Consider the following 21,632-nt stretch of genomic DNA (forward strand, 5'->3'; position numbering starts at 1 on the left):
GCGCGGCGTCAGGCGCGGCGCGGCGTCAGGCGCCCGCGGGCGCGGCGGAGGCGCGGGGACTCTAGAAACGAGAGCGCCCGCCCTGACTGTCGTCGGGGCGGGCGCTTCCGTGCGGGGTACGCGGGTCAGGGGGCGGTGTACGTGACGGTCACCTGCTGGTAGCCGAGGGAGCGGAGCAGCCCCTCCAGCATCTTGCGGGTGTTCTCCTCCGCGCGGGCGGAGAGCCCGCTGTCCCGGGCGGCGGCGGTGATCCGTTCCTCGGCGAGCTGGTAGACCTGCTGCTGCCGGTTGGGGTCGTTGCCGACCAGGTCGCCGAGCCGGTTGAGCAGTCCGCGTTGCTCGGCGAAGACGTAGCTCTTCTCCAGGTCGAGGTTGGTCTGGCCGAGCTGTGGCGCGGGCAGCTTGATCTCGACCGAGGTGCCGTCGGCGGACTCGACCACGGCGCCCTCACCGATCTTGCCGAAGTCCACGTACGCCTCGACGCTGCCCGCCCCGACGAACAGGGTGCGCTCGTTGAGCAGGAAGTCCGGAACGTTACGCCGGTCGTTCTGGGTGTCGACCACGACCTGGAAGTTGCCCTCGGCGGCCACGTAGCGGCTCAGGTCCTGGATCGACTTGAGCAGCGGCGGCTGGCTGCGGTCGGTCTGCTCCTTGGCGAAGGGGTTGCGGAAGTCCGGCAGGATGCCGGTCGCCTGCACGCCGAGCAGCACCACCACGGCCAGCGCGGCGGCCCCGAGCAGCACGAGCAGGCCGCGAACCGGCCCACCGGCGCCCCCGGTCGTCGGCCCGCCGGCGCCGCCCGGTGTGTCCGTGGTCGACTCGGGTGTCGCGGTCGACCGCTCCTTGAGATCGTCGCCGGTCGGATAACCGGGGAACTCCCTCGTGGGCTCGTTGATGCCAGCGTCGCGGGCCATCACGCTCACCGTCCTCGTCAGACACGTCGTCTGTGATTGACGGTACGGCCCCGGTACGACACCCGCGCGCCGAGCGTCCGGATTGCGTGAACCCGCAGGTCAGGCGAATGCGGAGAGCCCGGTGAGCCGTTGCCCGACGACCAGTTGGTGGATCTCGGAGGTGCCCTCGTAGGTCAGCACGCTCTCCAGGTTGTTGGCGTGCCGCATCACCGGGTACTCCCCGGAGACGCCGTTGGCGCCGAGGATGGTGCGGCACTGCCGGGCGATGGCCAGCGCCTCCCGCACGTTGTTCAACTTGCCCACGCTGACCTGCTCGGGTCGCAACCGGCCGGCGTCGGCGAGGCGGCCCAGGTGCAGCGCGAGCAGTTGGCCCTTCACCAGCTCGACGGCCATGTCGGCGAGCTTGGCCTGGGTGAGCTGGAAACCGGCCAGCGGGCGACCGAACTGGGTGCGGGTGGTGGCGTACGTCAGGGCGGTCTCCAGGCAGTCCCGCGCGGCGCCGACGGCACCCCAGACGATCCCGTACCGGGCCTCCGTGAGGCAGCTCAGCGGGGCCTTGAGCCCGACCGCCTCGGGCAGCTGGGCGTCCGCCGGGAGCCGGACGTCGTCGAGCACGATCTCGCCGGTCACCGACGCGCGCAGCGACATCTTCCGGCGGATCTCGCGGGCCGTGACGCCGTGCGTGTCCATGGGTACGGCGAAGCCCCGCACGCCGTCGTCGGTGCGCGCCCAGATCACCGCGACGTCGGCGATCGGCGCGTTGGTGATCCACATTTTGCCGCCGGTGAGCACCCAGTCGTCGCCGTCGCGGCGGGCCCGGGTGGCCATGGACGCCGGGTCGGAGCCGTGGTCCGGCTCGGTCAGGCCGAAGCAGCCGATGGCCTCCCCGGTCGCCATCGACGGGAGCCAGCGCTGCTTCTGCTCCTCGCTGCCGTAGCGCCAGATGGCGTACATGGCCAGCGAGCCCTGCACGGAGACCAGGGAGCGGACACCGGAGTCGGCGGCCTCCAGCTCCTGGCAGGCCAGCCCGTACGCCACGGCGGAGGCGCCAGCGCACCCGTACCCGCTCAGGTGCATGCCGAGCAGCCCGAGCTTGCCGAACTCGCGGGCCAGCTCCCGGGCCGGCACCCGGCCCTCCTCGTACCAGTCGGCGACGTGCGGGCGCACCCGGTCGTCGACGAGCTGGCGTACGACGTCGCGGATCTGCCGCTCCTCCTCGGTGAGCGACGGGTCCAGGTCGAGCAGGTCCAGCGGAGCGGTCATGGACGTCACCTTAACGAAGACTCAGGCCGGTGGGCGCGGACGCGTCATTCGATCGGTTCGGAGAGCACCAGCACCCGGGCGTGGATCTGGTTGCGCTGCTGCAGGGCGGCGCGCAGGGCCCGGTGCAGGCCGTCCTCCAGGTAGAGCCCGCCGTTCCACTGCACGACGTGCGGGAAGAGGTCGCCGTAGAAGGTGGAGTCCTCGGCGAGGAGCTTGTCGAGCGCCAGCTCACGCTTGGTGGTGATCAACTGGTCCAGACGCAGTGGCCGCGGAGGGATCTCCGCCCACTGCTTGAGCGTCAGGTTGTGCTCCGGATAGGGACGCCCGTCCCGGACCGCTCTGAAGATCACGACGGCACGCTCCCCTCCCCGTGGCCGGGCCGACCGACGGCGCCGAGCCGGGTCGCGGCGGGCACCGCGCGGCGCGGCACCGATGACCCGTGCCAGCCTAGCCGCCCAGCGCACACCGCGTTCTGCTCCCTGATGTCAGTTTCACTACCGCTCGTCCGATCCTCAACCGGACGAACAGGACGCCCCGTTCAACTCCACCGGCCTCGCCGCACCACCTCGTCCACCGGACGACGTCCTCGGCGCAGCGACGGTGACCGATGGTCGGGCGCGCGGTAACCGATTGTGACGGCACCGATGGGTCGGTAGTCCTCCGGCACGCCGAACGCGTCCCGGTAGGTGGCCAGTCGCTGCGGCGGAATGCCGAAGAAACACGCCCCCAGTCCCTCGTCCACCGCCGTGAGCAACATCAGCAACGCGGCGAAGCCGGTGTCGATGTGCCAGTACGGCACCGGCCAGCGGTCGGTGGACCGGTCCGTCCAGCCCTTGTCCGGCTCCGCGTACCGCTCGAGGTAGGCCGACTCGTTGGCGTGCGGGACCACGATCAGTGGCGCCCGGCGCATCCCGGCCAGCCAACGCTCGCGCCCGCCGCCGTCCGGCGTGGTGGCGGCCCAGAACCGTTCCCGGTCGGCAGCCTCCTCCAGCACCAGGAAGCCCCAGCCCTGCGCGAATCCGGCCGACGGAGCGCGTACGGCGTGGTCGAGCAGCCGGTCCACCACGTCGGGCGGGACCGGGCGGTCCGGGTCGTAGTTGCGCACCATCCGCCTGCGCCGGACGACCTCGGCGAACTCCATCCTGACCTCCCCGCCGCCCCGTCAGGCCCCGGGCCGGACGCCCCAGGCGCCCTGCCACGTCGCACCGGGCTTCAGCGTGAGCAGGTCCCTGCCGGAGCGGAATGCGTCCGGTGGGCAGGTCATCGGCTCGATCGCCACCGAGCGCCGGTGCCGTTCCCCGGTGAGCGCGTCACCGGTGAACACCTGCCACCAGCCGAACTCCTGGTCCGCCCAGATGCTCACCCCGGACGATCCGTCCGGCGCGGCCAGGCTCACCGACGAGCCGCCGTCGGCGTCGGCGATCACCCCGCCGAAGCAGAGGTCCAGCTGGGCACCGCCGATCCGGCGCGGGCTGGTCCAGTCGTACTCGGTCCCGGCCACCGGGGTCACGCCGATCGGCAGCAGCCGCCCGTCCACCAGCAGCCGGGTACGCGTCGGCAGCCGCATGACCAGGTCGTCCACCGCGACGCCCGGCAGTTGCAGGTACGGGTGCACGGAGAAGCCGAACGGCGCCAGCTCGCCACCGGTGTTGGTCACCTCGTGCTCGGCCCGCAGACCGTCCGGGCCGACGCTCCACCGGCTGCGCAGCCGCAGCGGCCACGGGTAGCCGGGCTGCGGCGGCAGGTCGTAGCCGACCGTCACCGCGTCCGCCGACTGCTCCAGCAGCCGCCACGGCACCCAGTTGACCAGCCCGTGGATGGCCACGTGCCGTTCCGGCTCGGTCAGCGGAAGCTGGTGCGTCCGGTCCCCGAACGAGTAGCGGCCATCCCGGATCCGGTTCGGCCAGGGCGCCAGCACCTGTCCGGCGCAGCCCGGGCAGACCTCGTCGGCCCGGTACCCGTCGAGCAGGTCGACACCGTCGTGCCGGTACGTCCGCGGCCCACCGCCCACCTCCACGATGACGGCCTCGTGGCCGGCGGCGGAGATGGTCCACTGGGCGCCGGAGAACGGGCGCTGGTCGGGGCTTTCCATGCGGGCGACCCTAACCGGTCAGGTCCGGTCGCCGCTCGACGCGGCTGCCGCCCGGTAGCGCAGCAGCGCCGGGAAGGCGGCCGCGAGCACCACCACGAGCACCGCCGAGGCGAGCCCGCCGGCCACCCAGGCCACCCCGCCGCCGAACCCGGCGGCCATGGTGCCGGCCCGCAGGTCGCCCAGGCGCGGACCGCCGGCCACCACCACCGTGTTGACGCCCTGGAGTCGGCCACGCATCCGGTCCGGCGCGTACACCAGCAGCATGGACTGGCGGAGTACGGCGCTGACCAGGTCGGCGGCGCCGGCCACGGCGAGGAGCAGGACCATCAGCCAGAGCTGGTGGGCCAGTCCGGCCGCGGCGATCGCGATCCCCCAGGCGACCACCGCGACCACGAGGCCGAGCCCCTGCCGGCGGAGTCGACCGATCCAGCCGGACGTAAGCCCGCCGATCATCGACCCGATCGCGATGGCGGCGTAGAGCAGGCCGACCGCGCCGCCGCCGCCGAACCGCTCGTGGGCGATCTCCGGGAAGAGCGCCCGCGGCATCGCGAGGATCATGGCGATCAGGTCCACCCCGAACGAGAGCAGCAGCACCGGGGTGGTCGCCAGGTAGCGGAACCCGTCGATCACGCTGGCCAGGCCGGCGCGGCGGGGCTCGCCGTCGGCGGTCGGCTCGGGGGGCAGCGCGGGCAGGCGCAGCGCAGCCCAGAGCATCGCGGTGAACAGCACCGCGTCCAGCCCGTACGCGATCGGCAGGACCACCGCGACGTTCGGCGATGACGCGAGGATCAGGCCGGCGGCCAGCGGACCGGCCACCGAGGCGGCGGTGAAGGTCGTGTAGTTCAGGGTGCTGGCGGCCGGCACCAGATCGTCCGGCACCAGCCGGGGCAGCATCGCGCTGCGGGCCGGCGAACTGATCGCGAACGCCACCGACTGCACCGCCATCAGCGCCAGCAGCAACACCGGGCTGCCCACGTCCAGCAACGCCTGGACCAGCAGCCCGAGCGTGGACGCCCAGAGCAGCAGCGACCCGCCGAGCAGCACCACGCGGCGGTCGCGGGCGTCGGCGACCGCGCCACCCCACAGCCCGAAGACCAGCAGTGGCACGAACGCCGCCACGCCCAGCAGGCCGACCCAGAACGAGTCCCTGGTCAGGGCGTACATCTCCACCGGCACCGCGACGGCGGTGAACTGGAAGCCGAACATCGCCACGGTGTTGCCGAGCCACAGCCGCCGGTACGCCGGCACGCGAAGCGGACGCACGTCGATCGCCCAGCGGCGCGCTCCGCGCGGCCGGGCCTCCTGCACGCCCGTCACGGCGCCAACCGCTCGACGGTCCAGCTCTCGCCCTCGGCGCCCGGGCCGTCACCGGGCGGGCCGTCGTCGGTCCTGCGGAAGCGGAGCCGGTCGTGCAACCGGCCGGCCCGTCCCTGCCAGAACTCCACCGACTCGGGCCGGACCCGCAGCCCACCCCAGTGCGGCGGGGTGGGGATGACCGTCTCACCGGCGAACCGCTCGGCCGCCGCCCGGTAGCTCTCCTCCAGCGCGGCCCGGTCCGGCACGACCTGCGACTGCGGGCTGGCCCAGGCGCCCAGCTGGGAGGCACGCGGGCGGCTGGCGAAGTACGAGTCGGAAACCGCCCGGTCGACCGGCGCGACCCGCCCGGTGACCACCACCTGCCGCTGCATCGGGAACCAGGGGAAGACCAGGCTGGCGTACGGGTTGGCGGACGCCTCGACGCCCTTGCGGGAGAGGTGGTTGGTGAAGAAGACGAAGCCGTCCGGGTCGTACCCCTTCAACAGCACCGTCCGCCCGCTCGGCCGGCCGGCGGCGTCGGCGGTGCCGACGACCATCGCGTTCGGTTCGGGTAGCCCGAAGGCCACCGCGTCGGCGAACCAGCGGTCGAACTGGGCGTGCCAGTCGGCGGCCAGGTCGGCCTCGGTCAGGCCCAGGTCCGCGGCGTACTCGTTACGCATCGCAGCCGGGGCGGGTGTGTCGCCCGTCACGTTCCCACTCCTTCTCGGCGGCCCCGCCGGCGCCCTCCCGCGCAGGCCAGCACGCACCGCCCAGTCTCACCGAGCGACGCGGAGAATGCGCGTCCGGGGATGTCGTGTGCAGCACAGTCGCAGTGGGTCGCGTATCCGGTTACTCAGCAGGCAAGATGTTCCGAACACATCCCTGAGGGTCGCCTAAGGCGCTCGGCCGACCGGCCGGATGAGCTGATCGGGCGCACCGACCAGATCCAGGAGAGCGACATGGCCGATTTCAAACCCGGGCTGGAGGGCGTCGTCGCCTTCGAGACCGAGATCGCCGAACCGGACCGTGAGGGTGGCGCGCTGCGCTATCGCGGGGTCGACATCGAGGATCTGATCGGCCAGGTCTCGTTCGGCAACGTCTGGGCACTGCTGGTCGACGGTCGGTTCGGTCCGGGCCTGCCACCGGCGGAGCCGTTCCCGGTGCCCGTGCACTCCGGCGACATCCGGGTGGACGTGCAGTCCGCCGTCGCGATGCTCGCCCCGTACTGGGGTCTGAGCCAGCTGCTGGACATCTCCGACGAGCAGGCCCGCGAGGACCTCGCCCGGGTGTCGGTGACCGCTCTCTCCTTCGTCGCCCAGTCCGCGCGGGGTCTCGGTCTGCCGGCGGTGCCGCAGAAGGAGATCGACAAGGCGCAGACCATCGTCGAGCGCTTCATGAAGCGCTGGCGGGGCGAGCCCGACCCGCGGCACGTCAAGGCCGTCGACGCGTACTTCATCTCGGCCGCCGAGCACGGCCTGAACGCCTCCACCTTCACCGCCCGCATCGTCGCCTCCACCGGCGCGGACGCGGCGGCCTGCATCTCGTCCGGCATCGGCGCCCTCTCCGGCCCGCTGCACGGCGGCGCGCCGTCCCGCGTGCTCAGCATGCTGGAGGCGGTCGAGCGCAGCGGTGACGCGGAGGGCTACGTCAAGGGCGTACTGGACCGCGGCGAGCGGCTGATGGGCTTCGGCCACCGGGTCTACCGGGCCGAGGACCCGCGCGCCCGTGTGCTCCGGCGCACCGCCAAGGAGCTGGGCGCGCCGCGCTTCGAGATCGCCGAGGCGCTGGAGAAGGCGGCGCTGGCCGAGTTGCAGGCCCGCCGCCCGGACCGGGTGCTCGCGACCAACGTCGAGTTCTGGTCGGCCGTGGTGCTGGACTTCGCCGAGGTGCCGGCGCACATGTTCACCTCGATGTTCACCTGCGCCCGGATGGGCGGCTGGAGCGCGCACATCCTGGAGCAGAAGCGCCTGCAGCGGCTGGTCCGCCCGTCCGCCCGCTACGTCGGCCCGAACAGCCGCAAGCCCAGCGACGTCGAGGGCTGGAGCGCCATCCCGCACGGCGTCTGAGCTCCAGGGAAGGGCCCCTCCTCACCGTCCGCGGCACAGGAGGGGCCCTTCCTGTACGGCGGACGGGCGATCGACGCCCGGGTGTGGCGAACGACTCAGGCCGGCCCGCGGGACCCCCAGTTCCACCGCCGGGCCAGGGTGCGAGGATGAGGGTCGGCAGTGTCGCCGGATCACCGGTACGGATCCCGGCCCGCGTGCGCGCCCGCCGACGGTCCGCACCGGCCCCCTGACCGGGCCCCGCCCTCGCCCATGCGGAAGGACCTTCAAGACCGTGGCTGACGCACCGACCATCCGGATTCCCGACGAGATCAAGCCCGCCGACGGACGCTTCGGCTGCGGCCCGTCCAAGGTCCGTCCGGCGGCCGTGTCCGCTCTCGCCGAGGTGGCGACCAGCTACCTGGGCACCTCGCACCGCCAGAAGACGGTCCGCGACCAGGTCGCCCGGCTGCGCTCCGGCATCGCCGAGTTCTTCTCGCTGCCCGAGGGCTACGAGGTCGTAATCGGCAACGGCGGCACCACCGCGTTCTGGGAGGTCGCCACCTTCGGGCTCATCCGCGACCGGGCCCAGTTCGCCAGCTTCGGCGAGTTCGGCGCCAAGTTCGCCAAGTCGGTCAAGGACGCCCCGTTCCTGGGTGAGCCGACCGTCCGCAAGGCCGACGCCGGCAGCGCGCCGGCCCTCGTCGCCGAGGCCGGCGTGGACGTCTACGCGACGCCGCAGAACGAGACCTCGACCGGCGTGGCCGTGCCGATCAGCCGGGTCGCCGGGGCGGACTCGGGCTCGCTCCTGCTGGTCGACGCCACCTCCGCCGCCGGTGGCCTGGAGGTCAACGTCGGCGAGACCGACGTCTACTACTTCGCGCCGCAGAAGTGCTTCGGCTCGGACGGCGGCCTCTGGCTCGCCCTGATGTCGCCGGCCGCGCTGGACCGGGCCGCCGAGATCAAGGCGTCCGGGCGGTACATCCCGGCCTTCCTCGACCTGGTCACCGCGATCGACAACTCGCGGCTGGAGCAGACGTACAACACCCCGGCCCTGGCCACCATCTTCCTGGCCGCCGAGCAGACCGACTGGATGAACGCGCAGGGCGGGCTGTCCTGGGCCGCCAAGCGCACCGCGGAGAGCGCCGCGACGGTGTACGGCTGGGCGGAGCGGTCCACCGTGGCCACCCCGTTCGTCACCGACCCGGCGCTGCGGTCCAACGTGGTCGCCACGATCGACTTCGCCGACGGGGTGGACGCCACCGCCATCTCCAAGGCGCTGCGCGCCAACGGCATCGTGGACACCGAGCCCTACCGCAAGCTCGGCCGCAACCAGTTGCGGGTGGCGCTGTTCCCGGCCGTCGAGCCGGCCGACGTCGAGGCGCTGACCGCGTCCATCGACTACGTGGTCGAGCGCCTCTGAGCATCGTCACGGTCGGTGTCCGTCGGGGCCCCGACGGACACCGACCGTGATCATCGTTGCAGCTCAGTCGCGACATGCGGGGTGTCGCTTCCCCCACCCCGAGGCAGATGCGCGTACGGTGGTCCGAGACGCCTGGGTGGCCGACTCGTGGCGTGCGGCCAGCGAAGCGGGACGGAGGCAACGCAATGCGCCCAGTACGCTTCGTCGCCCTCTCCGAGGACGGCCATGCCCTGGTTCTCGCCGACGAGGTCGGGCGGCTGCTCGCCCTGCCGATCGACGAGCGGATCGCTGGCTTGATGCACCCCGAGCCGGGTGCCCCGCCGCTCGCTGCGGCACCGACCGGTGCCGACCCGATCCCCTCACTGTCCCCCCGGGACATCCAGGCCCGCATCCGTTCCGGTGAGTCCGCCGAGGACGTCGCACGGATCGCCGGTGTGCCGGTCGACCGGGTCCTGCGGTACGCCGGGCCGGTGCTCCAGGAGCGGGCGATGCTCGCCCAGCACGCCCGCCGCACCCGGCTCAAGGGCGCGGAGAAGCCCACCCCGCTGGCCGAGGTGGTCAACGGTCGGCTGAGCCAGCACGGCATCGACACCGAGAAGATCTCGTGGGACGCGTACCGGCGCGACGACGGCACCTGGCGGATCATCGCCACCTGGCCGTCGGGCAAGGCCACCGCGCAGGCCATCTGGGATCTCGACAAGACCCGGCAGGCGGTCACCCCGCACGACGACATGGCGCAGTACCTGTGCGCCGAACGGCCCACGCCCATCCTCGGCCAGGAGCCGGCGCCGGAGCGGGGCGGGCACGCCCTGCCCGGTCCGTCGCGCGGCGAGCCGAGTCGCGGTGGGCACGGGCTGCCCGCGGCGTCCGAGCACCCGCGCCCCGGCCGGGACCCGATCCGGGCCGGACGGGACGCGCTGCTCGCCTCGCTGGACCGCCCGCTCGGCGGGTCGTCGGGTCGCGGGCTGGAGCCGCGTACCCCGGCTGCCATGGCCGGGTCGGACGCGCCCCGGCAGCGGCCGGTCGGCGGGGGCGCCGCGGCGTTGCTCGGCGGCGGCCAGGGGTCGGCCTTCGACGACGACTCGGACGCGCCCAAGGAGGTGCCGGCCGTGCCGTCGCTGGCGGTGCTGCGGCCCCGCCGGACGGGCGCCGCGGCGGCCGCCGGCGGCGAGTCCACCGATGCCAACGGCAAGCCGCGCAAGCGGCTGCCGAGCTGGGACGACGTGCTCTTCGGCAGCGGTCCGGCCGCGCGCGAGTCCTCCTGACGCTTCGCGTTGACGGGTGGCGGTTCGCCACCCGTCGGCGCGAGGCACGCGAAGCGCTCCCGTGGCAGGGCGGGCTGGGTCAGAGCGGCCAGGCGGCGAGGCGCTCGTAGCGTGGCCGCGGGCCGAGGTGGCTGCGCACCAACTGCAGCTCGGCGGCCGGCCACGATGGACCCTGATAGCCGTCCAGGGTGGCCTGGTCGGCCTCGATGTCGGCCGGGCCCACCCGGTCACCGGGCCGGGCGACGGTCAGGTGCGGCCGGAACGGCTTGTCGTCGTGCGGCAGCCGGGCGTGCCGCAGCCGGGACCGGATCAACCGGGCCAGCACGCGCAGCGCCTCGACGTCACCCCGTAGGTCCACCCAGAGCACGGTGAAGGATCCCTTCCCGAACCGGCCACCCCCACCGAGGCTGAGCCGGGGTGCGGCGTCGCGGCCGTCGCGGAACCACTCGGCGGCCAGCCCGAGCGCGCTCTCCACCTCGACCAGCCGGGCCGCCTCGACCTCACCGAGGAAGGCCAGGGTGAGGTGCAGGTGGGCCGGGTCGGCGAGCCGGACGTTGGTGCCGGCGGCGGCCGCCGCGCCGACCCGCAGCCGGGCGACCTGCGCGCCAAGATGGGTGACCGCGTCGATGGGCGGGTAGACCGCGACGAAGAGCCGCAACCGTCGGCCCGCTCAGCGGTGCCGCTGCCGGTGCCCGGCTCGGGCCGCCGGCAGGGTCAGCCCGGCGGCGTGCAGCACGCCCTCCACCCGGACCCGCTCGATCTCCTGGTCCACGCCGCTCAGCTCGGCGAGGTGTTCGGTGATGCCGAGGGCGCTGCAGGCCAGTCGGAGCCGGTCGTCGTACGCCTGGACCACCGCGCCGTGCCAGACCATCGACCGGCCGGTGCCGCCGAGCCGCTGGCCGCCGAGGCGGCGCAGGTCGGCGGCGAGCTGTTCCAGGGGCCGCCGGTCGGTCCGGTCGAACTCGCTGAGGTCGATGTCCCGTGTCAGCGCGTCGGCCTCGATGGCGCGGTCCAGGCGGGCGATGGTGCGTCGTTCCCGTCGACGCTCACGCCACTCCGACCAGCCGCAGACCACCCGGTCCAGGATCTCGTCGGCGCAGAAGAGCAGGGCGAACGCCGCCGGCAGGCTGGCCACGGCGAGGATCGCCAGGGCCAGCATCAGCGCGCGTCCGACTCCCACGTATCGACGCTAAGCCCCGTCGTGCCGCCCCGCCACCGAAATAGCCGCATCCGCGCCATCCGCTCAACGCGACGCGTTGGGGCCCGACACCAGTGCGGAAGGGCCCCTTGTCATGCGGAATCCGATGACAAGGGGCCCTTCCGCGCGTTTCAGCAGTCGGTGGAGGTGACGTAGAAGCGGGGCATCGGCAGCACCCGGAAGCGCACCCGGGCACCCGAGCGGCGCAGCTGCCACGTGAGCGCGATCAGCGCTGCGGCCAGCGAGATCAAGCCGCCCATCCAGATGCTGGCGCCGGCGCCGAAGTGCTCCGCCACCCAGCCGATCAGCGGCGCGCCGACCGGGTTGGTACCCAGGAACACCAGGACCCACAGCGCCATCACGCGACCCCGGAAGGCCGCGTCCACGCCCAGTTGGACCCGCTGGTTGGCGGCCTGGGCGAAGAAGACCATGAAGAAGCCGGTGGGCACCAGCAGGGTCACGACGAGCCAGTAGGTCGACGCGAAGCCGACCAGGGTGCCGAAACTGGCGCAGGCGATCGCGGCACCGAGCACCAGCCAGACCGACGGTCGGCTGCGCCGGCCGGTGCCGCTGAGCGCGCCACCCAGCGCGCCGACCGCCAGCGCGGTGCTGAACAGGCCGAAGGAGGCGGCACCGGTGTGGAAGACCGTCTTGGCCAGCGCGGCCAGGGTGAGCTGGAAGTTGAACAGCGACATACCGATCACCGACATCACCGCCATCGGCAGCAGCAGGTCCGGGCGGCGCCACACGTACCGCAGCCCGTCGACCACCCGGGCGGAGGCCCGCTCGTCGCGCGGCAGCAGGGCGTCGCGGTGCAGCTCGGCCGTGCGCATCCGCACCACGTTGACCAGCGGCGCGATCGAGCTGAGCGCGGTGAAGAGGAAGACCGGCCCCACGTCGAAGGCGGCGATCGCCAGGCCGGCGACGGCCGGGCCGACGATCCGGGCGGAGTTGAACACGGCGGCGTTCAGCGACAGCGCGTTGGGCAGCAGCGGCGTGCCGACCAGCTCGGAGACGAACGCCTGGCGGACCGGCGTCTCCACGGCGTTGGCCGTGCCGAGCAGCGCGGCGAAGGCGAACACGTGCCAGAGCTGCACCAGGTCGGTGAGGACCAGCAGGGACATGCCGAGCGCCAGCACGGTCCAGAAGGCGTTGGCGGCGAAGAGCAGCACCCGCTTGTCGTACCGGTCGGCGAGCCGGCCGGAGAGCAGGGTGAGCAGCAGCACCGGGGTGAACTGGAGCGCGGTGACCACGCCGAGCGCGGTGGCCGAGTTGTCGGAGAGCTCGAGGACGAGCCAGTCCTGGGCGATGAACATCATCCAGACGCCGATCAGTTTGATCAGCTGCCCGGATGCGAAGAGCCGGTAGTTGCGGACCTGTAGGGACTGGAACATCGTGCTCAGCTTGGCCTGCACTCTTGGTGCGCCTCCTCGGACGTACGCGTCATCGACAGGTGACGGCACGGCCCGGTGGCGCGGGCGTGACTCAGGCGCGAGCGAGCTGCTGAAGGATCTCGGCGGCCCTCTGCAGGGTCTCCCGTTCGTCCTCGTCGAGCGCGGCCAGCCGGTGGGCCAACCACTCGTCGCGGGCCCGCTCGAACTGGTCGAGCACGGCCTGCCCTCCTTCGGTCGCCGCGAGGATGACCTGCCGGCCGTCGGTCGGATGGGGGGTCCGCTGCACGAGGCCGCGGTCCTCCAACTTCCCGACGATCTTGGTCATCGTCGGCGGCTGCACCCGCTCCACGTCGGCCAGTTCCCGGGGCGTCATCGCGCCCGCCAGCCGCAGGCTGGTGAGCGCGGAGACCTGGGTGACCGTGAGGTCGCCGACCGGTCGGGCCTGGCGGACCCGCCGGTTGAGTCGGGTGATCGCATCACGCAACTGGGGAGCCAGTTGCGCCGGTGGCACGCGTTCCGCCGTCACCGTCCGCTCCGTCACGATAGTTAGCTTAACTAATGAGCCTGGCTAACGACATCCGTTATGACCAGGCTCACGAGGACGTCTGTGCTGTTCCGGGCGGGGAGTCCCAGTCGATTCCCCGCCCGGACGTACGTCAGAGCACCAGGGACTCGATCGGCCCGCGCAGGAAGTACAGCACGAACAGCGCGGCGACCCCGTACAGCAGCGGGTGGATCTCCCGGGCCTTGCCCCGGGCCAGTTTGACCACCACGAAGGTGATCAGACCGGCGCCGATCCCGTTGGAGATCGAGTAGGTGAACGGCATCAGCACGATGGTGAGGAACGCCGGGATGGCGATCTCGTAGTCGGACCAGTCGATCGTCCGCACCGCGGTCATCATCAGGAAGCCGACCACCACGAGGGCCGTCGACGCCGCCTCGAACGGCACGACCACCACCAGCGGCGCCAGGAACATCGCCAGCAGGAAGAGGACGCCGGTGACCAGGTTGGCCACCCCGGTCCGGGCACCCTCCGCGACACCGGCGGCGCTCTCGATGTACGACGTGTTGCTGGAGGTGCTGGCCGCGCCGCCGGCCGCGGCGGCGATCGAGTCGACCAGCAGGATCTCCTTGGCCTTCGGCGGGGTGCCCCGCTCGTCGAGCAGGCCACCCTCCTGGCCGACCGCCACCATCGTGCCCATGGTGTCGAAGAAGTCCGTGATCAGCAGGGTGAAGACGAACATCAGCACGACCAGCCAACCGGCCCGACCCCACGAGTCGAGCACGTTGAACTTGCCGAGCAGCGACAGGTCCGGCAGGTCCACCACCGTCTTCGGCAGCTCCGGCACGTTCAGCGACCAGCCCTTGGGGTTCGGCTGACCGTTGACGAAGGACGGGCCGATGTTGCCGACCGCCTCCACGATCACCGCGAGCACGGTCGAGGCGAGGATGCCGATCAGGATCGCGCCCTTCACCCGCCGGACCACCAGCACCAGGGTGAGCAGCAGACCCACCACGAAGACCAGCATCGGCCAGCTCACCAGCTTGCCGCCGATGCCCAGGCCGACCGGGACGGTGGTGTTGGCGGCGTCCGGGATCCGTCGGACGAAGCCGGCGTCCACCAGACCGATGATGGTCAGGAAGAGACCGATGCCGACCCCGATCGCGGTCTTCATCTGGGTGGGCACCGAGCGGAACACCGCGGTCCGCAGACCGGTGAGCACCAGCACCGCGATGATCACACCCTCGATCACCACCAGGCCCATCGCGTCGGCCCAGGTCATCTCCGGAGCGATCTCGTACGCCACCAGCGCGTTGACGCCCAGACCGGCGGCCAGCGCCAACGGGAACCGGCCGACCACACCCATCAGGATGGTCATCAGGCCGGCGACGAGCGCGGTCGCCGCGGCCAGCGCGGGGATCGGGAGCGTCTTGCCGTCACCGTCGACGGCACCGCCCAGGATCAGCGGGTTGAGCACCACGATGTACGCCATCGTGAAGAAGGTCGCGAGACCACCGCGTACCTCGCGGCTCAGCGTCGAGCCGCGGGCGGAGATCTCGAAGAACCGGTCGAAGCCGTTACGCGGATGCGCGGGGTCGGGTGGTGTGCCGTTCTCGGGCGGCGTTACTGCCATCAGGTCCTCGCAGGTGATCTTCCGGTTGTCGCGCGCATCGTCCCAGATCAGCGGCCGGCAGGGAAAGTGGATCGCGTACGCTTGCCGGATGCCGAACGAGCAGCCGCCGCGGCCCGCGCCGCTGGACCCGCCGATGGTGCCGTTCGCCGTCGCCGGGCTGATCGGCTGGGCCGTGGCCGGGCTGGTCCTGTTGATCTTCTTTCGCGGCTGGCTGACCGAGCACGATCACGAGAACTGGCTCTGGACCTGCCTCGCCGGTTTCCTGTGGGGCTTCCCCGGCCTCGCCGTCATGATGCGGCACGACGCCAACCGCCGCCGCCGCCGCGCGAGCTGACCCTGCCGAGAGCGCCGGTACGCCCGGCGCGGACGGTCAGGGGTGCCCGTACGGCTCCGCCGGCTCGGCGGCTTCCACCGAACCCGGGGCACGGCTGACCGACATGGCCTCGACCGCGCTGTCGTCGTAGATCGTCGGCAGTTCCTCCACCGCGGTCTCGGCGGCCTCGATCAGCGTCTCGGAGTGGGCGCCGCAGCCGTGGTCGGCGCTCACCACCCGGCCGTCGTCCGGGGCGTAGAAGTTGCCACACGCGCCGAAGGCCTGCCTCATCGCGCCGGCCAGCGGCAGGTAGAAGCCACAGGTCCCGCAGCGAGCGGCCGCGGGCGCGGCGGCGGAGATCGCCGCGGTCGGGCCGTGGTCGCCGTCGTACCAGCGCTGCGCCGCGTCGGCACGACCCTCCCGGGAGAGCACCCGGGCCCGGCCGAGGCCCAGCTCCCAGGCCGTCTCCTCGACCGCCGGGTCGTCGGAGAGCAGGTAGGCCGGAGCCAGCCGCTCGTCGTCCGGCGGGGTCGGCAGCAGGTCACCCGGGCCAAGGTCGCCGGGCTTCAGCCGCTCCTGCCAGGGCAGCCAGCCCGGGGCGAGCAGCGCGTCGGGGCCGGGCAGCAGCACCGTCTCGCAGATGGTCACCGTGCGGCTGCGCGGCACCCGGGTGACGGTGACCGCCCAGCGCCAGCCGCGGTAGCCCGCGAGGCGGCATTCAAAGTAGTGGGTAACCAGCCGGTCGCCCTCGGCCACGACCTGCAGGTGGTCGCCGACATCGTCGGCGTCCACCTCGGTGATGCCGGCGCGGGCCACCTCGACGGCGGCGGCACAGACCTGGTCGAGACGGGAGGCGCGGGTGGAGGCGGGCCTGGTCACCTCACCATTGTTCCCCATCGGTCCGGCGGGGGTGACAGGGACTCCCGGGGAACCTTTCGCCCAGTGGTGCGGCGTACCTGGATCAGATGGGCGAGGATGGTGCACATGCCGCCGTACTCCCGCTCCGAGCGTTCCATTCTCGGTCGGACCGTCGGCACCGGCATCCGTACCATCCGGCTGCTCCTGCGTGGTTCGGTGGGCAGCGGGCGCTGGGTGACCCGCCAGGCCGGCCACGCGCGGGCCCGGGGCGCCGGCGGCGAGGTCGGCATGGTCCGCCTGTTCGACCTGCACGCCGTCTCCTGCGCCGGCGACACTCTGATCGCCATCGGCCTGGCCGGGACGATCTTCTTCAACGTGCCGCTGGGCGAGGCCCGCAGCAAGGTCGCGCTCTACCTGCTGGTGACCATGGTGCCGTTCGCGATGCTCGCCCCCGTGGTGGGCCCGCTGCTGGACCACTTCCGGCACGGCCGGCGGTACGCCCTGGCCGCCACCATGCTCGGCCGCGCGTTCCTGGCCTGGTTGATCTCCGACTACATCCACGGTTTCGGGCTCTATCCGGCGGCGTTCGGGGTGCTCGCGCTGTCCCGCGCGTACGGCGTAGCCCGGTCGGCGGCAGTGCCCCGGCTGTTGCCCGAGGGGCTCGGTCTGTCCCAGGTGGGCGCCCGGGCGAGCGTCTACGGCACGGTGGCGGGCGCGCTGGTGGCGCCGATCGGGCTGGCCGCGTTCTGGTTCGGGCCGCAGTGGCCGTTGCGGGTCGCGTCGGTGATCTTCCTGATCGGCATGGTGATCTCCCTGCGCCTGCCACCGAAGGCGGATTCCGAGCCACCGGAACGGGTCCCCCGGGCGCTGCGCGCGCTGGGCCGCCGCCGGGGTGACCGGCCGCTGGGGCGGGGCCGACCGGCCGGCCGGCTGGTGATCGCCACCCTGATCGGGTCTGCGACCCTGCGCGCGGTCTACGGCTTCCTGCTGCTGTTCCTCGCCTTCGCGATCAAGAAAGGCGACCTGACCACGGTGGTGTTCGGTCGGGACCTGGGCGCCGAGTGGGCGCTGGGTCTGGTCGGCGGCGCGCTGGCGGTCGGCACTTTCCTGGCGACCGCGGTCGGCACCCGGTTGCGCATCCACCGTCCGGCCGCCATCCAGTCCAGCGGCATGATCATCGTGGCGGGGGTGGCCGTGCTCACCGTCATCCGCTTCTCGCTGCCCATGGTCGCCCTGCTTTGCCTGGTCACCGCGCTGGTCAGCGGGATCGCCAAGCTGGCCGTGGACGCCTCGATCCAGGAGCGCATCCCGGAGCGGCTGCGGGCCAGCTCCTTCGCCCACTCGGAAACGGTTCTGATGCTCGCCTTCGTCGCCGGCGGCGGGCTCGGGCTGGTCCCGTTCGACGGTCGTACCGGCATCGCCGTCGCCGCGGGGGTGGCCGTCCTGGCGGCCATCCGGGGTGTGCTGGTCGCCGCCCGGTTGCGCGGTGAGAAGCTGGCCGGCCGGCCGCTGGGCGACGACGAGCTGGCCGACGACGACCCGGCGGAGGCCGACGACCCGGCGGACGCCGACGACCCGGCGCCCACCTCGCCGGCGCCGACCCAGACCGGCTCGCCGCCCTACGACGAGCCGGGCCTCGCCCCGCCGGGCTACCACATCTACCGACCGTCCTCGTCGGTCGGCGGACCGGGTGGCGGCGCGGACGACGAGACCCGCCGGGAGTCCCCCGGGCCGCTTCCGTGACCGGCCTGCTGGTGGTGACCGCCGTGCCCGCCGAGGCGGACGCGGTCCGCGCGGGGCTGACCGACACCACCGTCACCGTGGCCCCGGTCGGGGTGGGCCCGGCCGTGGCAGGCGCCGCCACCGCCCGGCTGCTGGCGCTTGCCGAGGCGGCCGGCCGCCCGTTCCGCGCGGTCGTCAGCGCTGGCGTGGCCGGCGGCTTCGTCGGGCGGGTCGCGGTCGGCGACATCGTGCTCGCCAGCGCCAGCATCGCCGCCGACCTGGGCGCCGAGTCACCGGAGGGCTTCATCCCCGTCGACGAGCTGGGCATGCCGCCCGCGCTGCTCGGCGGCGGCAGCGTGGTGCCGGCCGACCCACGGCTGCTGGCAGCCCTGCGGGCCGCCCTGCCGACCGCCACGACCGGCCCGGTGCTCACCGTCAGCACGGTCACCGGCACCGCCGCCAGCACGGAGGAGCTGCGCCGGCGGCACCCGGGGGCGGTCGCCGAGGCCATGGAGGGGTACGGGGTGGCGGTCGCCGCAGCCCAGGCCGGGGTGCCCTTCGCCGAGCTGCGCACCATCTCCAACCCGATCGGCCCTCGCGACCGGGACGCCTGGCGGCTGCGCGAGGCCCTCAGCGCCCTGGCCACGGCAGCCCCGGCGCTGCGCTGACCGTCGGAGGTCATCGAAAGGGCCGCTGGCCCGGACTCAGCCGAAGTGCGGCGGGCCGGCGGGCCTCGATCTCGAAACCGCAGGCCAGCAGCAGCTCGATGCCGAAGTTCTCGGCGAGTGCGGCCGCCCCATCGATCCCCGCCTGGCGCATCTCGGTGACCAGCGCCGTCACCAGCCGGCGCCCGAGCCCCAACCGCCGGTACCGGGCGGCGACGAGCACTCCGTCGAGGACCATCTCCCGCTCCGGCTGACCCGGGTACCGCTCCCCGTAGTCGAGGTGCGGGCTGCGCTCGTGGGCCCGCAGCTCACCGACCAGCTCACCGTCGGGCAACTCCGCCACGAACCGCCAGCAGGTGGCCGGCAGGTCGGCGCCCATGACTCGCCGTACCCGCGCCGTCCGGCGCACCTCGTCGCACCAGCGCCGGTTGTCCCGGTAACGCCGGTTCAGCTCGTACGCGGCCGGTGGCAACGGAAGCGGATACCGTTCGGGCGGCAGCCGATACCACTCCGCCCACCAGGCGCCGGGCCAGTCCCGCGGCTCGTAGACCGGCCAGACGTCCAGATGCGCCGGGTATCGCCGCCCTGCCTGGTCGCGCATGTCGTCATGCGGGACCGGCGACACCGGCGCGGCGGGGACCGACGGCACCGGCGCGGCGGGGACCGGCGCGGCCGGGACCTGCGGCACCGGCGCGGCGGGAGCAGAGGCGGGCAGCGCGAGGCCCATCGCCACCTCCCCGCCCGCCGCCCGGACCAGCCGCTCCACCGTCCGGAACCGGGGGTCGGTCGCGCGCCCCGACTCGATCCGGGCCAGCGTCGCCTGCGGCACTCCGGATCTCGCGGCCAGTTCCCGCTGACTCAGGTCAGCCCGGCGACGGAGCGCGCGGAGCACCGTGCCGAGATCGGCCCCGCCAGCCTCCGTGGGGCCGCCGGCTTCGCAGTCGGTAGGGCCGCCGGCTTCGCAGTCGGTAGGGCCGCCGGCTTCGCAGTCGGTAGGGCCGCTGGCGGCGCAGTCCGCCGCGCCACCCGTCTCGCGGGCCCCGCTTGGTTCCGTCGCGTCGGTCGCCTCGGCCACAGACAGATGCTCCCGGGCGGCCCGGCTGGCCATCAACACCCCCGCCGAAGCTGTGGATAACGCTGTGGAAAACCCGCCGGGGCCGGTGGACGAAGGGGTTCGCGGTGCCTTTGGAGCTGAATCGTCTACGACATCAACCGTCGTCCGCTGCCTGAATGCCGTGCGACACCGCCAAGGCCTGCCGCACGAACCGTCGCGACACCGCCAAGGCCCGCCGCACGAACCGCCGCGACACCGCCAAGGCCCGCCGCACGAACCGCCGCGACACCGCCAAGGCCCGCCGCACGAACCGCCGCGACACCGCCAAGGCCCGCCGCACGAACCGCCGCGACACCGCCGGGTCCTCGCCGAATCCTGAGCGGCATTGTCACGATCGGCTCGCGCGCTCCTGTGGGACATCCCTGCGGCTTTCCGCGCCTGAATCGCTTGCGACATCAGCTCCAAAGGGAGTTGAAGGCGTGGCCATGGTCCCGCTGACCGGAGCCTCTGGGACATTTCTGCCGCCCCCTACGCCTGAATCGCTTGCGACATCAGCTCCATAGGGAGTCGGAGGCATGGTCGCGGTCTGCGGGCCGGATCCGGTCTGACTTTCCCACGGCCCCGTGCGCCTGAATCGTTGGCGACATCAGCTCCAAAGGGAGTCCGAGGTGGTGGTCCTCCCTGTCGAAGAGTCACCCGGGCGGTGTCGGGTCGGCGTACCCGTCGTGACCGGTCGCGGATCACAGTGCACGGGGTCGGCGCGGATGGCGGCGCGGGCGCGGGGCTACCGTGGGGACGTGGCGCTCTCCCTGGCGATCTCGCCCTGCCCCAACGACACGTTCGTCTTTCACGCCCTGGTGCACGGCCGGGTGCCCGGCGCGCCGCCGGTCGAGGTGACGTACGCCGACGTGGACGTCACCAACACGGCGGCCGAGCGGGGCGCCTTCGACCTGGTGAAGGTGAGCTTCGCGGCCCTGCCGTGGCTGCTCGACGACTACCACCTGCTGCCGTGCGGCGGCGCCCTCGGTCGCGGGTGCGGGCCGCTGGTGCTGACCCGGGGTGACCGCGCCGGTGGGCCGGACCGCACCGACCTGACCGGCGCGACGGTGGCGGTGCCGGGCGACCGGACCACGGCGTACCTGTTGTTCCGGCTCTGGTCGGCGGGGCGGCCGCCGGCCCGGATCGAGGTGGTCCCGTTCCACGAGATCATGCCGGGCGTCGCGGCCGGCCGCTACGACGCCGGGCTGGTCATCCACGAGGCCCGGTTCACCTATCACCGGCACGGCCTGACCGCGCTGGTCGACCTCGGCGAGTGGTGGGAGGCCGACACCGGCCTACCCATCCCGCTCGGCGCGATCCTGGCCCGGCGCGGTGCGGTGGACCCGGAGGCCGCCGCCGGCTGGGTCCGCGAGTCGGTCCGGCAGGCCTGGGCGGACCCGGCGGCCAGCCGGGAGTACGTGCTCGCGCACGCCCAGGAGATGGAACTCGACGTGGTGGACCGGCACATCGGCCTCTACGTCAACGAGTTCACGGCCGACCTGGGCGAGGCCGGTTTCGCCGCCGTCACGGCGCTGCTCGACCGGGCCGCCGACGCCGGGCTGGTGCCTCAGACCTCCAGCTCGCGCGCGACCGCGTGGACCAGCTGAGCGATCTTCTGCGCGGCCTTCTTGTCCGGGTATCGACCCCGGCGCAGATCCGGCTGGACCTTCGCCTCCAGCACCTTGATCATGTCCTCGACGAGGCCGTGCAGTTCCTCGGCCGGCCGGCGGCGCAACTCCGCCATGGACGGCGGCGCGTCCAGCAGCTTGACCCCCATGGCCTGGGCACCCCGCCGGCTGTCCACCACGCTGAAGTCGACCCGCTGACCACCCTTGAGGTCGGTGACACCCGCGGGCAGCGCGCCCTTGGGCAGGAACACGTCGCCGCCCTCGTCACTGGTGACGAAGCCGTATCCCTTGGCCGTGTCGTACCACTTCACTCGACCCGTTGGCACCTGAG

The 21,632-nt window shown here is 73.0% G+C and carries 23 protein-coding genes; 7 read left to right on the forward strand and 16 right to left on the reverse strand.

Going from position 1 to position 21,632, the window contains the following annotated elements; all coding sequences use genetic code 11:
• Positions 1–125 precede the first annotated feature (125 nt).
• The 7 genes from DKT68_RS08665 to pdxH all read right to left on the reverse strand — a co-directional run bounded on the left by DKT68_RS08665 (position 126) and on the right by pdxH (position 6,245).
• Positions 126–917: a DUF4230 domain-containing protein gene (locus DKT68_RS08665; RefSeq protein WP_407940709.1), complete on the reverse strand. Its 792-nt coding sequence runs from the start codon at positions 915–917 to the stop codon at positions 126–128.
• A 96-nt stretch (positions 918–1,013) separates the two neighbouring features.
• Positions 1,014–2,177 (reverse strand): acyl-CoA dehydrogenase family protein, encoded by a 1,164-nt coding sequence (locus DKT68_RS08670; protein ID WP_109816901.1) that lies wholly within the window; start codon positions 2,175–2,177, stop codon positions 1,014–1,016.
• A gap of 44 nt (positions 2,178–2,221) precedes the next feature.
• Positions 2,222–2,527: a type II toxin-antitoxin system VapB family antitoxin gene (locus DKT68_RS08675; protein ID WP_007454850.1), complete on the reverse strand. Its 306-nt coding sequence runs from the start codon at positions 2,525–2,527 to the stop codon at positions 2,222–2,224.
• 188 nt (positions 2,528–2,715) lie between these two features.
• Positions 2,716–3,318 (reverse strand): nitroreductase family protein, encoded by a 603-nt coding sequence (locus DKT68_RS08680; protein ID WP_109816902.1) that lies wholly within the window; start codon positions 3,316–3,318, stop codon positions 2,716–2,718.
• Between the two features lie 21 nt (positions 3,319–3,339).
• The gene (locus DKT68_RS08685; protein WP_109816903.1) at positions 3,340–4,269 is read right to left on the reverse strand and encodes an aldose 1-epimerase family protein; all 930 of its coding nucleotides are present in this window, start codon (positions 4,267–4,269) and stop codon (positions 3,340–3,342) included.
• Positions 4,270–4,287: 18 nt separating this feature from the next.
• Positions 4,288–5,586 carry an MFS transporter gene (locus tag DKT68_RS08690; protein WP_109816904.1) on the reverse strand — a complete coding sequence of 433 codons (1,299 nt, stop codon included), beginning with the start codon at positions 5,584–5,586 and terminating at the stop codon, positions 4,288–4,290.
• A complete protein-coding gene (gene pdxH, locus DKT68_RS08695; RefSeq protein ID WP_109816905.1) occupies positions 5,583–6,245 on the reverse strand; it encodes a pyridoxamine 5'-phosphate oxidase in 663 nt (220 codons plus the stop codon). Before pdxH ends, DKT68_RS08690 begins: the two co-directional genes overlap by 4 nt.
• A gap of 279 nt (positions 6,246–6,524) precedes the next feature.
• Here pdxH and DKT68_RS08700 point away from each other — a divergent pair, with 279 nt between their 5' ends.
• The 3 genes from DKT68_RS08700 (at position 6,525) to sepH (ending at position 10,295) form a co-directional block, all read left to right on the forward strand.
• Positions 6,525–7,631 carry a citrate synthase 2 gene (locus DKT68_RS08700; protein WP_109816906.1) on the forward strand — a complete coding sequence of 369 codons (1,107 nt, stop codon included), beginning with the start codon at positions 6,525–6,527 and terminating at the stop codon, positions 7,629–7,631.
• Between the two features lie 271 nt (positions 7,632–7,902).
• Positions 7,903–9,030, forward strand: coding sequence for a phosphoserine transaminase (serC, locus tag DKT68_RS08705; RefSeq protein WP_109816907.1), 1,128 nt, complete (start codon positions 7,903–7,905; stop codon positions 9,028–9,030).
• Positions 9,031–9,215: 185 nt separating this feature from the next.
• On the forward strand, positions 9,216–10,295 hold the full coding sequence (sepH, locus tag DKT68_RS08710; RefSeq protein WP_109816908.1) for a septation protein SepH: 1,080 nt from the start codon (positions 9,216–9,218) through the stop codon (positions 10,293–10,295).
• A gap of 79 nt (positions 10,296–10,374) precedes the next feature.
• On the opposite strand, the gene thpR is transcribed toward sepH, so the two are convergent.
• The 5 genes from thpR to DKT68_RS08735 all read right to left on the reverse strand — a co-directional run bounded on the left by thpR (position 10,375) and on the right by DKT68_RS08735 (position 15,022).
• Positions 10,375–10,953: an RNA 2',3'-cyclic phosphodiesterase gene (gene thpR, locus DKT68_RS08715; RefSeq protein ID WP_109816909.1), complete on the reverse strand. Its 579-nt coding sequence runs from the start codon at positions 10,951–10,953 to the stop codon at positions 10,375–10,377.
• Positions 10,954–10,965: 12 nt separating this feature from the next.
• Positions 10,966–11,475, reverse strand: a complete 510-nt coding sequence (locus DKT68_RS08720; RefSeq protein WP_109816910.1) for a hypothetical protein — start codon at positions 11,473–11,475, stop codon at positions 10,966–10,968.
• 149 nt (positions 11,476–11,624) lie between these two features.
• On the reverse strand, positions 11,625–12,908 hold the full coding sequence (locus DKT68_RS08725; RefSeq protein ID WP_109816911.1) for an MFS transporter: 1,284 nt from the start codon (positions 12,906–12,908) through the stop codon (positions 11,625–11,627).
• Positions 12,909–12,978: 70 nt separating this feature from the next.
• Positions 12,979–13,428: a MarR family winged helix-turn-helix transcriptional regulator gene (locus DKT68_RS08730; protein ID WP_201748962.1), complete on the reverse strand. Its 450-nt coding sequence runs from the start codon at positions 13,426–13,428 to the stop codon at positions 12,979–12,981.
• A 115-nt stretch (positions 13,429–13,543) separates the two neighbouring features.
• The gene (locus DKT68_RS08735) at positions 13,544–15,022 is read right to left on the reverse strand and encodes an NCS2 family permease (protein WP_109816912.1); all 1,479 of its coding nucleotides are present in this window, start codon (positions 15,020–15,022) and stop codon (positions 13,544–13,546) included.
• 88 nt (positions 15,023–15,110) lie between these two features.
• Here DKT68_RS08735 and DKT68_RS08740 point away from each other — a divergent pair, with 88 nt between their 5' ends.
• Positions 15,111–15,356, forward strand: coding sequence for a DUF2530 domain-containing protein (locus tag DKT68_RS08740; RefSeq protein WP_089017994.1), 246 nt, complete (start codon positions 15,111–15,113; stop codon positions 15,354–15,356).
• A gap of 36 nt (positions 15,357–15,392) precedes the next feature.
• On the opposite strand, the gene DKT68_RS08745 is transcribed toward DKT68_RS08740, so the two are convergent.
• Entirely contained in the window at positions 15,393–16,232 is an 840-nt protein-coding gene (locus tag DKT68_RS08745) for a DUF3027 domain-containing protein (protein ID WP_109816913.1), read from the reverse strand.
• An 87-nt stretch (positions 16,233–16,319) separates the two neighbouring features.
• On the opposite strand from DKT68_RS08745, the gene DKT68_RS08750 reads away from it, so the two are divergent.
• Together DKT68_RS08750 and DKT68_RS08755 are read left to right on the forward strand one after the other, a co-directional pair.
• On the forward strand, positions 16,320–17,936 hold the full coding sequence (locus DKT68_RS08750) for an MFS transporter (RefSeq protein ID WP_109816914.1): 1,617 nt from the start codon (positions 16,320–16,322) through the stop codon (positions 17,934–17,936).
• Entirely contained in the window at positions 17,933–18,583 is a 651-nt protein-coding gene (locus DKT68_RS08755) for a futalosine hydrolase (protein ID WP_109816915.1), read from the forward strand. Before DKT68_RS08750 ends, DKT68_RS08755 begins: the two co-directional genes overlap by 4 nt.
• Before the next feature lie 10 nt (positions 18,584–18,593).
• On the opposite strand, the gene DKT68_RS08760 is transcribed toward DKT68_RS08755, so the two are convergent.
• Both DKT68_RS08760 and DKT68_RS08770 read right to left on the reverse strand, forming a co-directional pair.
• The gene (locus DKT68_RS08760; RefSeq protein ID WP_109816916.1) at positions 18,594–19,472 is read right to left on the reverse strand and encodes a helix-turn-helix domain-containing protein; all 879 of its coding nucleotides are present in this window, start codon (positions 19,470–19,472) and stop codon (positions 18,594–18,596) included.
• Between the two features lie 316 nt (positions 19,473–19,788).
• The gene (locus tag DKT68_RS08770; protein ID WP_109816917.1) at positions 19,789–19,989 is read right to left on the reverse strand and encodes a hypothetical protein; all 201 of its coding nucleotides are present in this window, start codon (positions 19,987–19,989) and stop codon (positions 19,789–19,791) included.
• A gap of 442 nt (positions 19,990–20,431) precedes the next feature.
• On the opposite strand from DKT68_RS08770, the gene DKT68_RS08775 reads away from it, so the two are divergent.
• On the forward strand, positions 20,432–21,280 hold the full coding sequence (locus DKT68_RS08775; protein WP_109816954.1) for a 1,4-dihydroxy-6-naphthoate synthase: 849 nt from the start codon (positions 20,432–20,434) through the stop codon (positions 21,278–21,280).
• Here the strand turns inward: DKT68_RS08775 and DKT68_RS08780 are convergent.
• Positions 21,241–21,627 (reverse strand): cold-shock protein, encoded by a 387-nt coding sequence (locus tag DKT68_RS08780; RefSeq protein ID WP_074316242.1) that lies wholly within the window; start codon positions 21,625–21,627, stop codon positions 21,241–21,243. The genes DKT68_RS08775 and DKT68_RS08780 overlap by 40 nt on opposite strands.
• Positions 21,628–21,632 lie beyond the last annotated feature (5 nt).

It is taken from the genome of Micromonospora acroterricola, from assembly GCF_003172955.1.
GTDB classification, from domain to species: domain Bacteria; phylum Actinomycetota; class Actinomycetes; order Mycobacteriales; family Micromonosporaceae; genus Micromonospora; species Micromonospora acroterricola.

Excerpts from the sequence above, each read along its gene's own strand:
- DKT68_RS08750 (WP_109816914.1), top strand. The coding sequence starts at position 16,320 with ATGCCGCCGTACTCCCGCTCCGAGCGTTCCATTCTCGGTCGGACCGTC.
- sepH (WP_109816908.1), top strand. The coding sequence starts at position 9,216 with ATGCGCCCAGTACGCTTCGTCGCCCTCTCCGAGGACGGCCATGCCCTG.
- DKT68_RS08670 (WP_109816901.1), bottom strand. The coding sequence starts at position 2,177 with ATGACCGCTCCGCTGGACCTGCTCGACCTGGACCCGTCGCTCACCGAG.
- DKT68_RS08735 (WP_109816912.1), bottom strand. The coding sequence starts at position 15,022 with ATGGCAGTAACGCCGCCCGAGAACGGCACACCACCCGACCCCGCGCAT.
- DKT68_RS08680 (WP_109816902.1), bottom strand. The coding sequence starts at position 3,318 with ATGGAGTTCGCCGAGGTCGTCCGGCGCAGGCGGATGGTGCGCAACTAC.
- DKT68_RS08740 (WP_089017994.1), top strand. The coding sequence starts at position 15,111 with ATGCCGAACGAGCAGCCGCCGCGGCCCGCGCCGCTGGACCCGCCGATG.
- DKT68_RS08685 (WP_109816903.1), bottom strand. The coding sequence starts at position 4,269 with ATGGAAAGCCCCGACCAGCGCCCGTTCTCCGGCGCCCAGTGGACCATC.
- DKT68_RS08700 (WP_109816906.1), top strand. The coding sequence starts at position 6,525 with ATGGCCGATTTCAAACCCGGGCTGGAGGGCGTCGTCGCCTTCGAGACC.
- DKT68_RS08745 (WP_109816913.1), bottom strand. The coding sequence starts at position 16,232 with ATGGGGAACAATGGTGAGGTGACCAGGCCCGCCTCCACCCGCGCCTCC.
- pdxH (WP_109816905.1), bottom strand. The coding sequence starts at position 6,245 with ATGCGTAACGAGTACGCCGCGGACCTGGGCCTGACCGAGGCCGACCTG.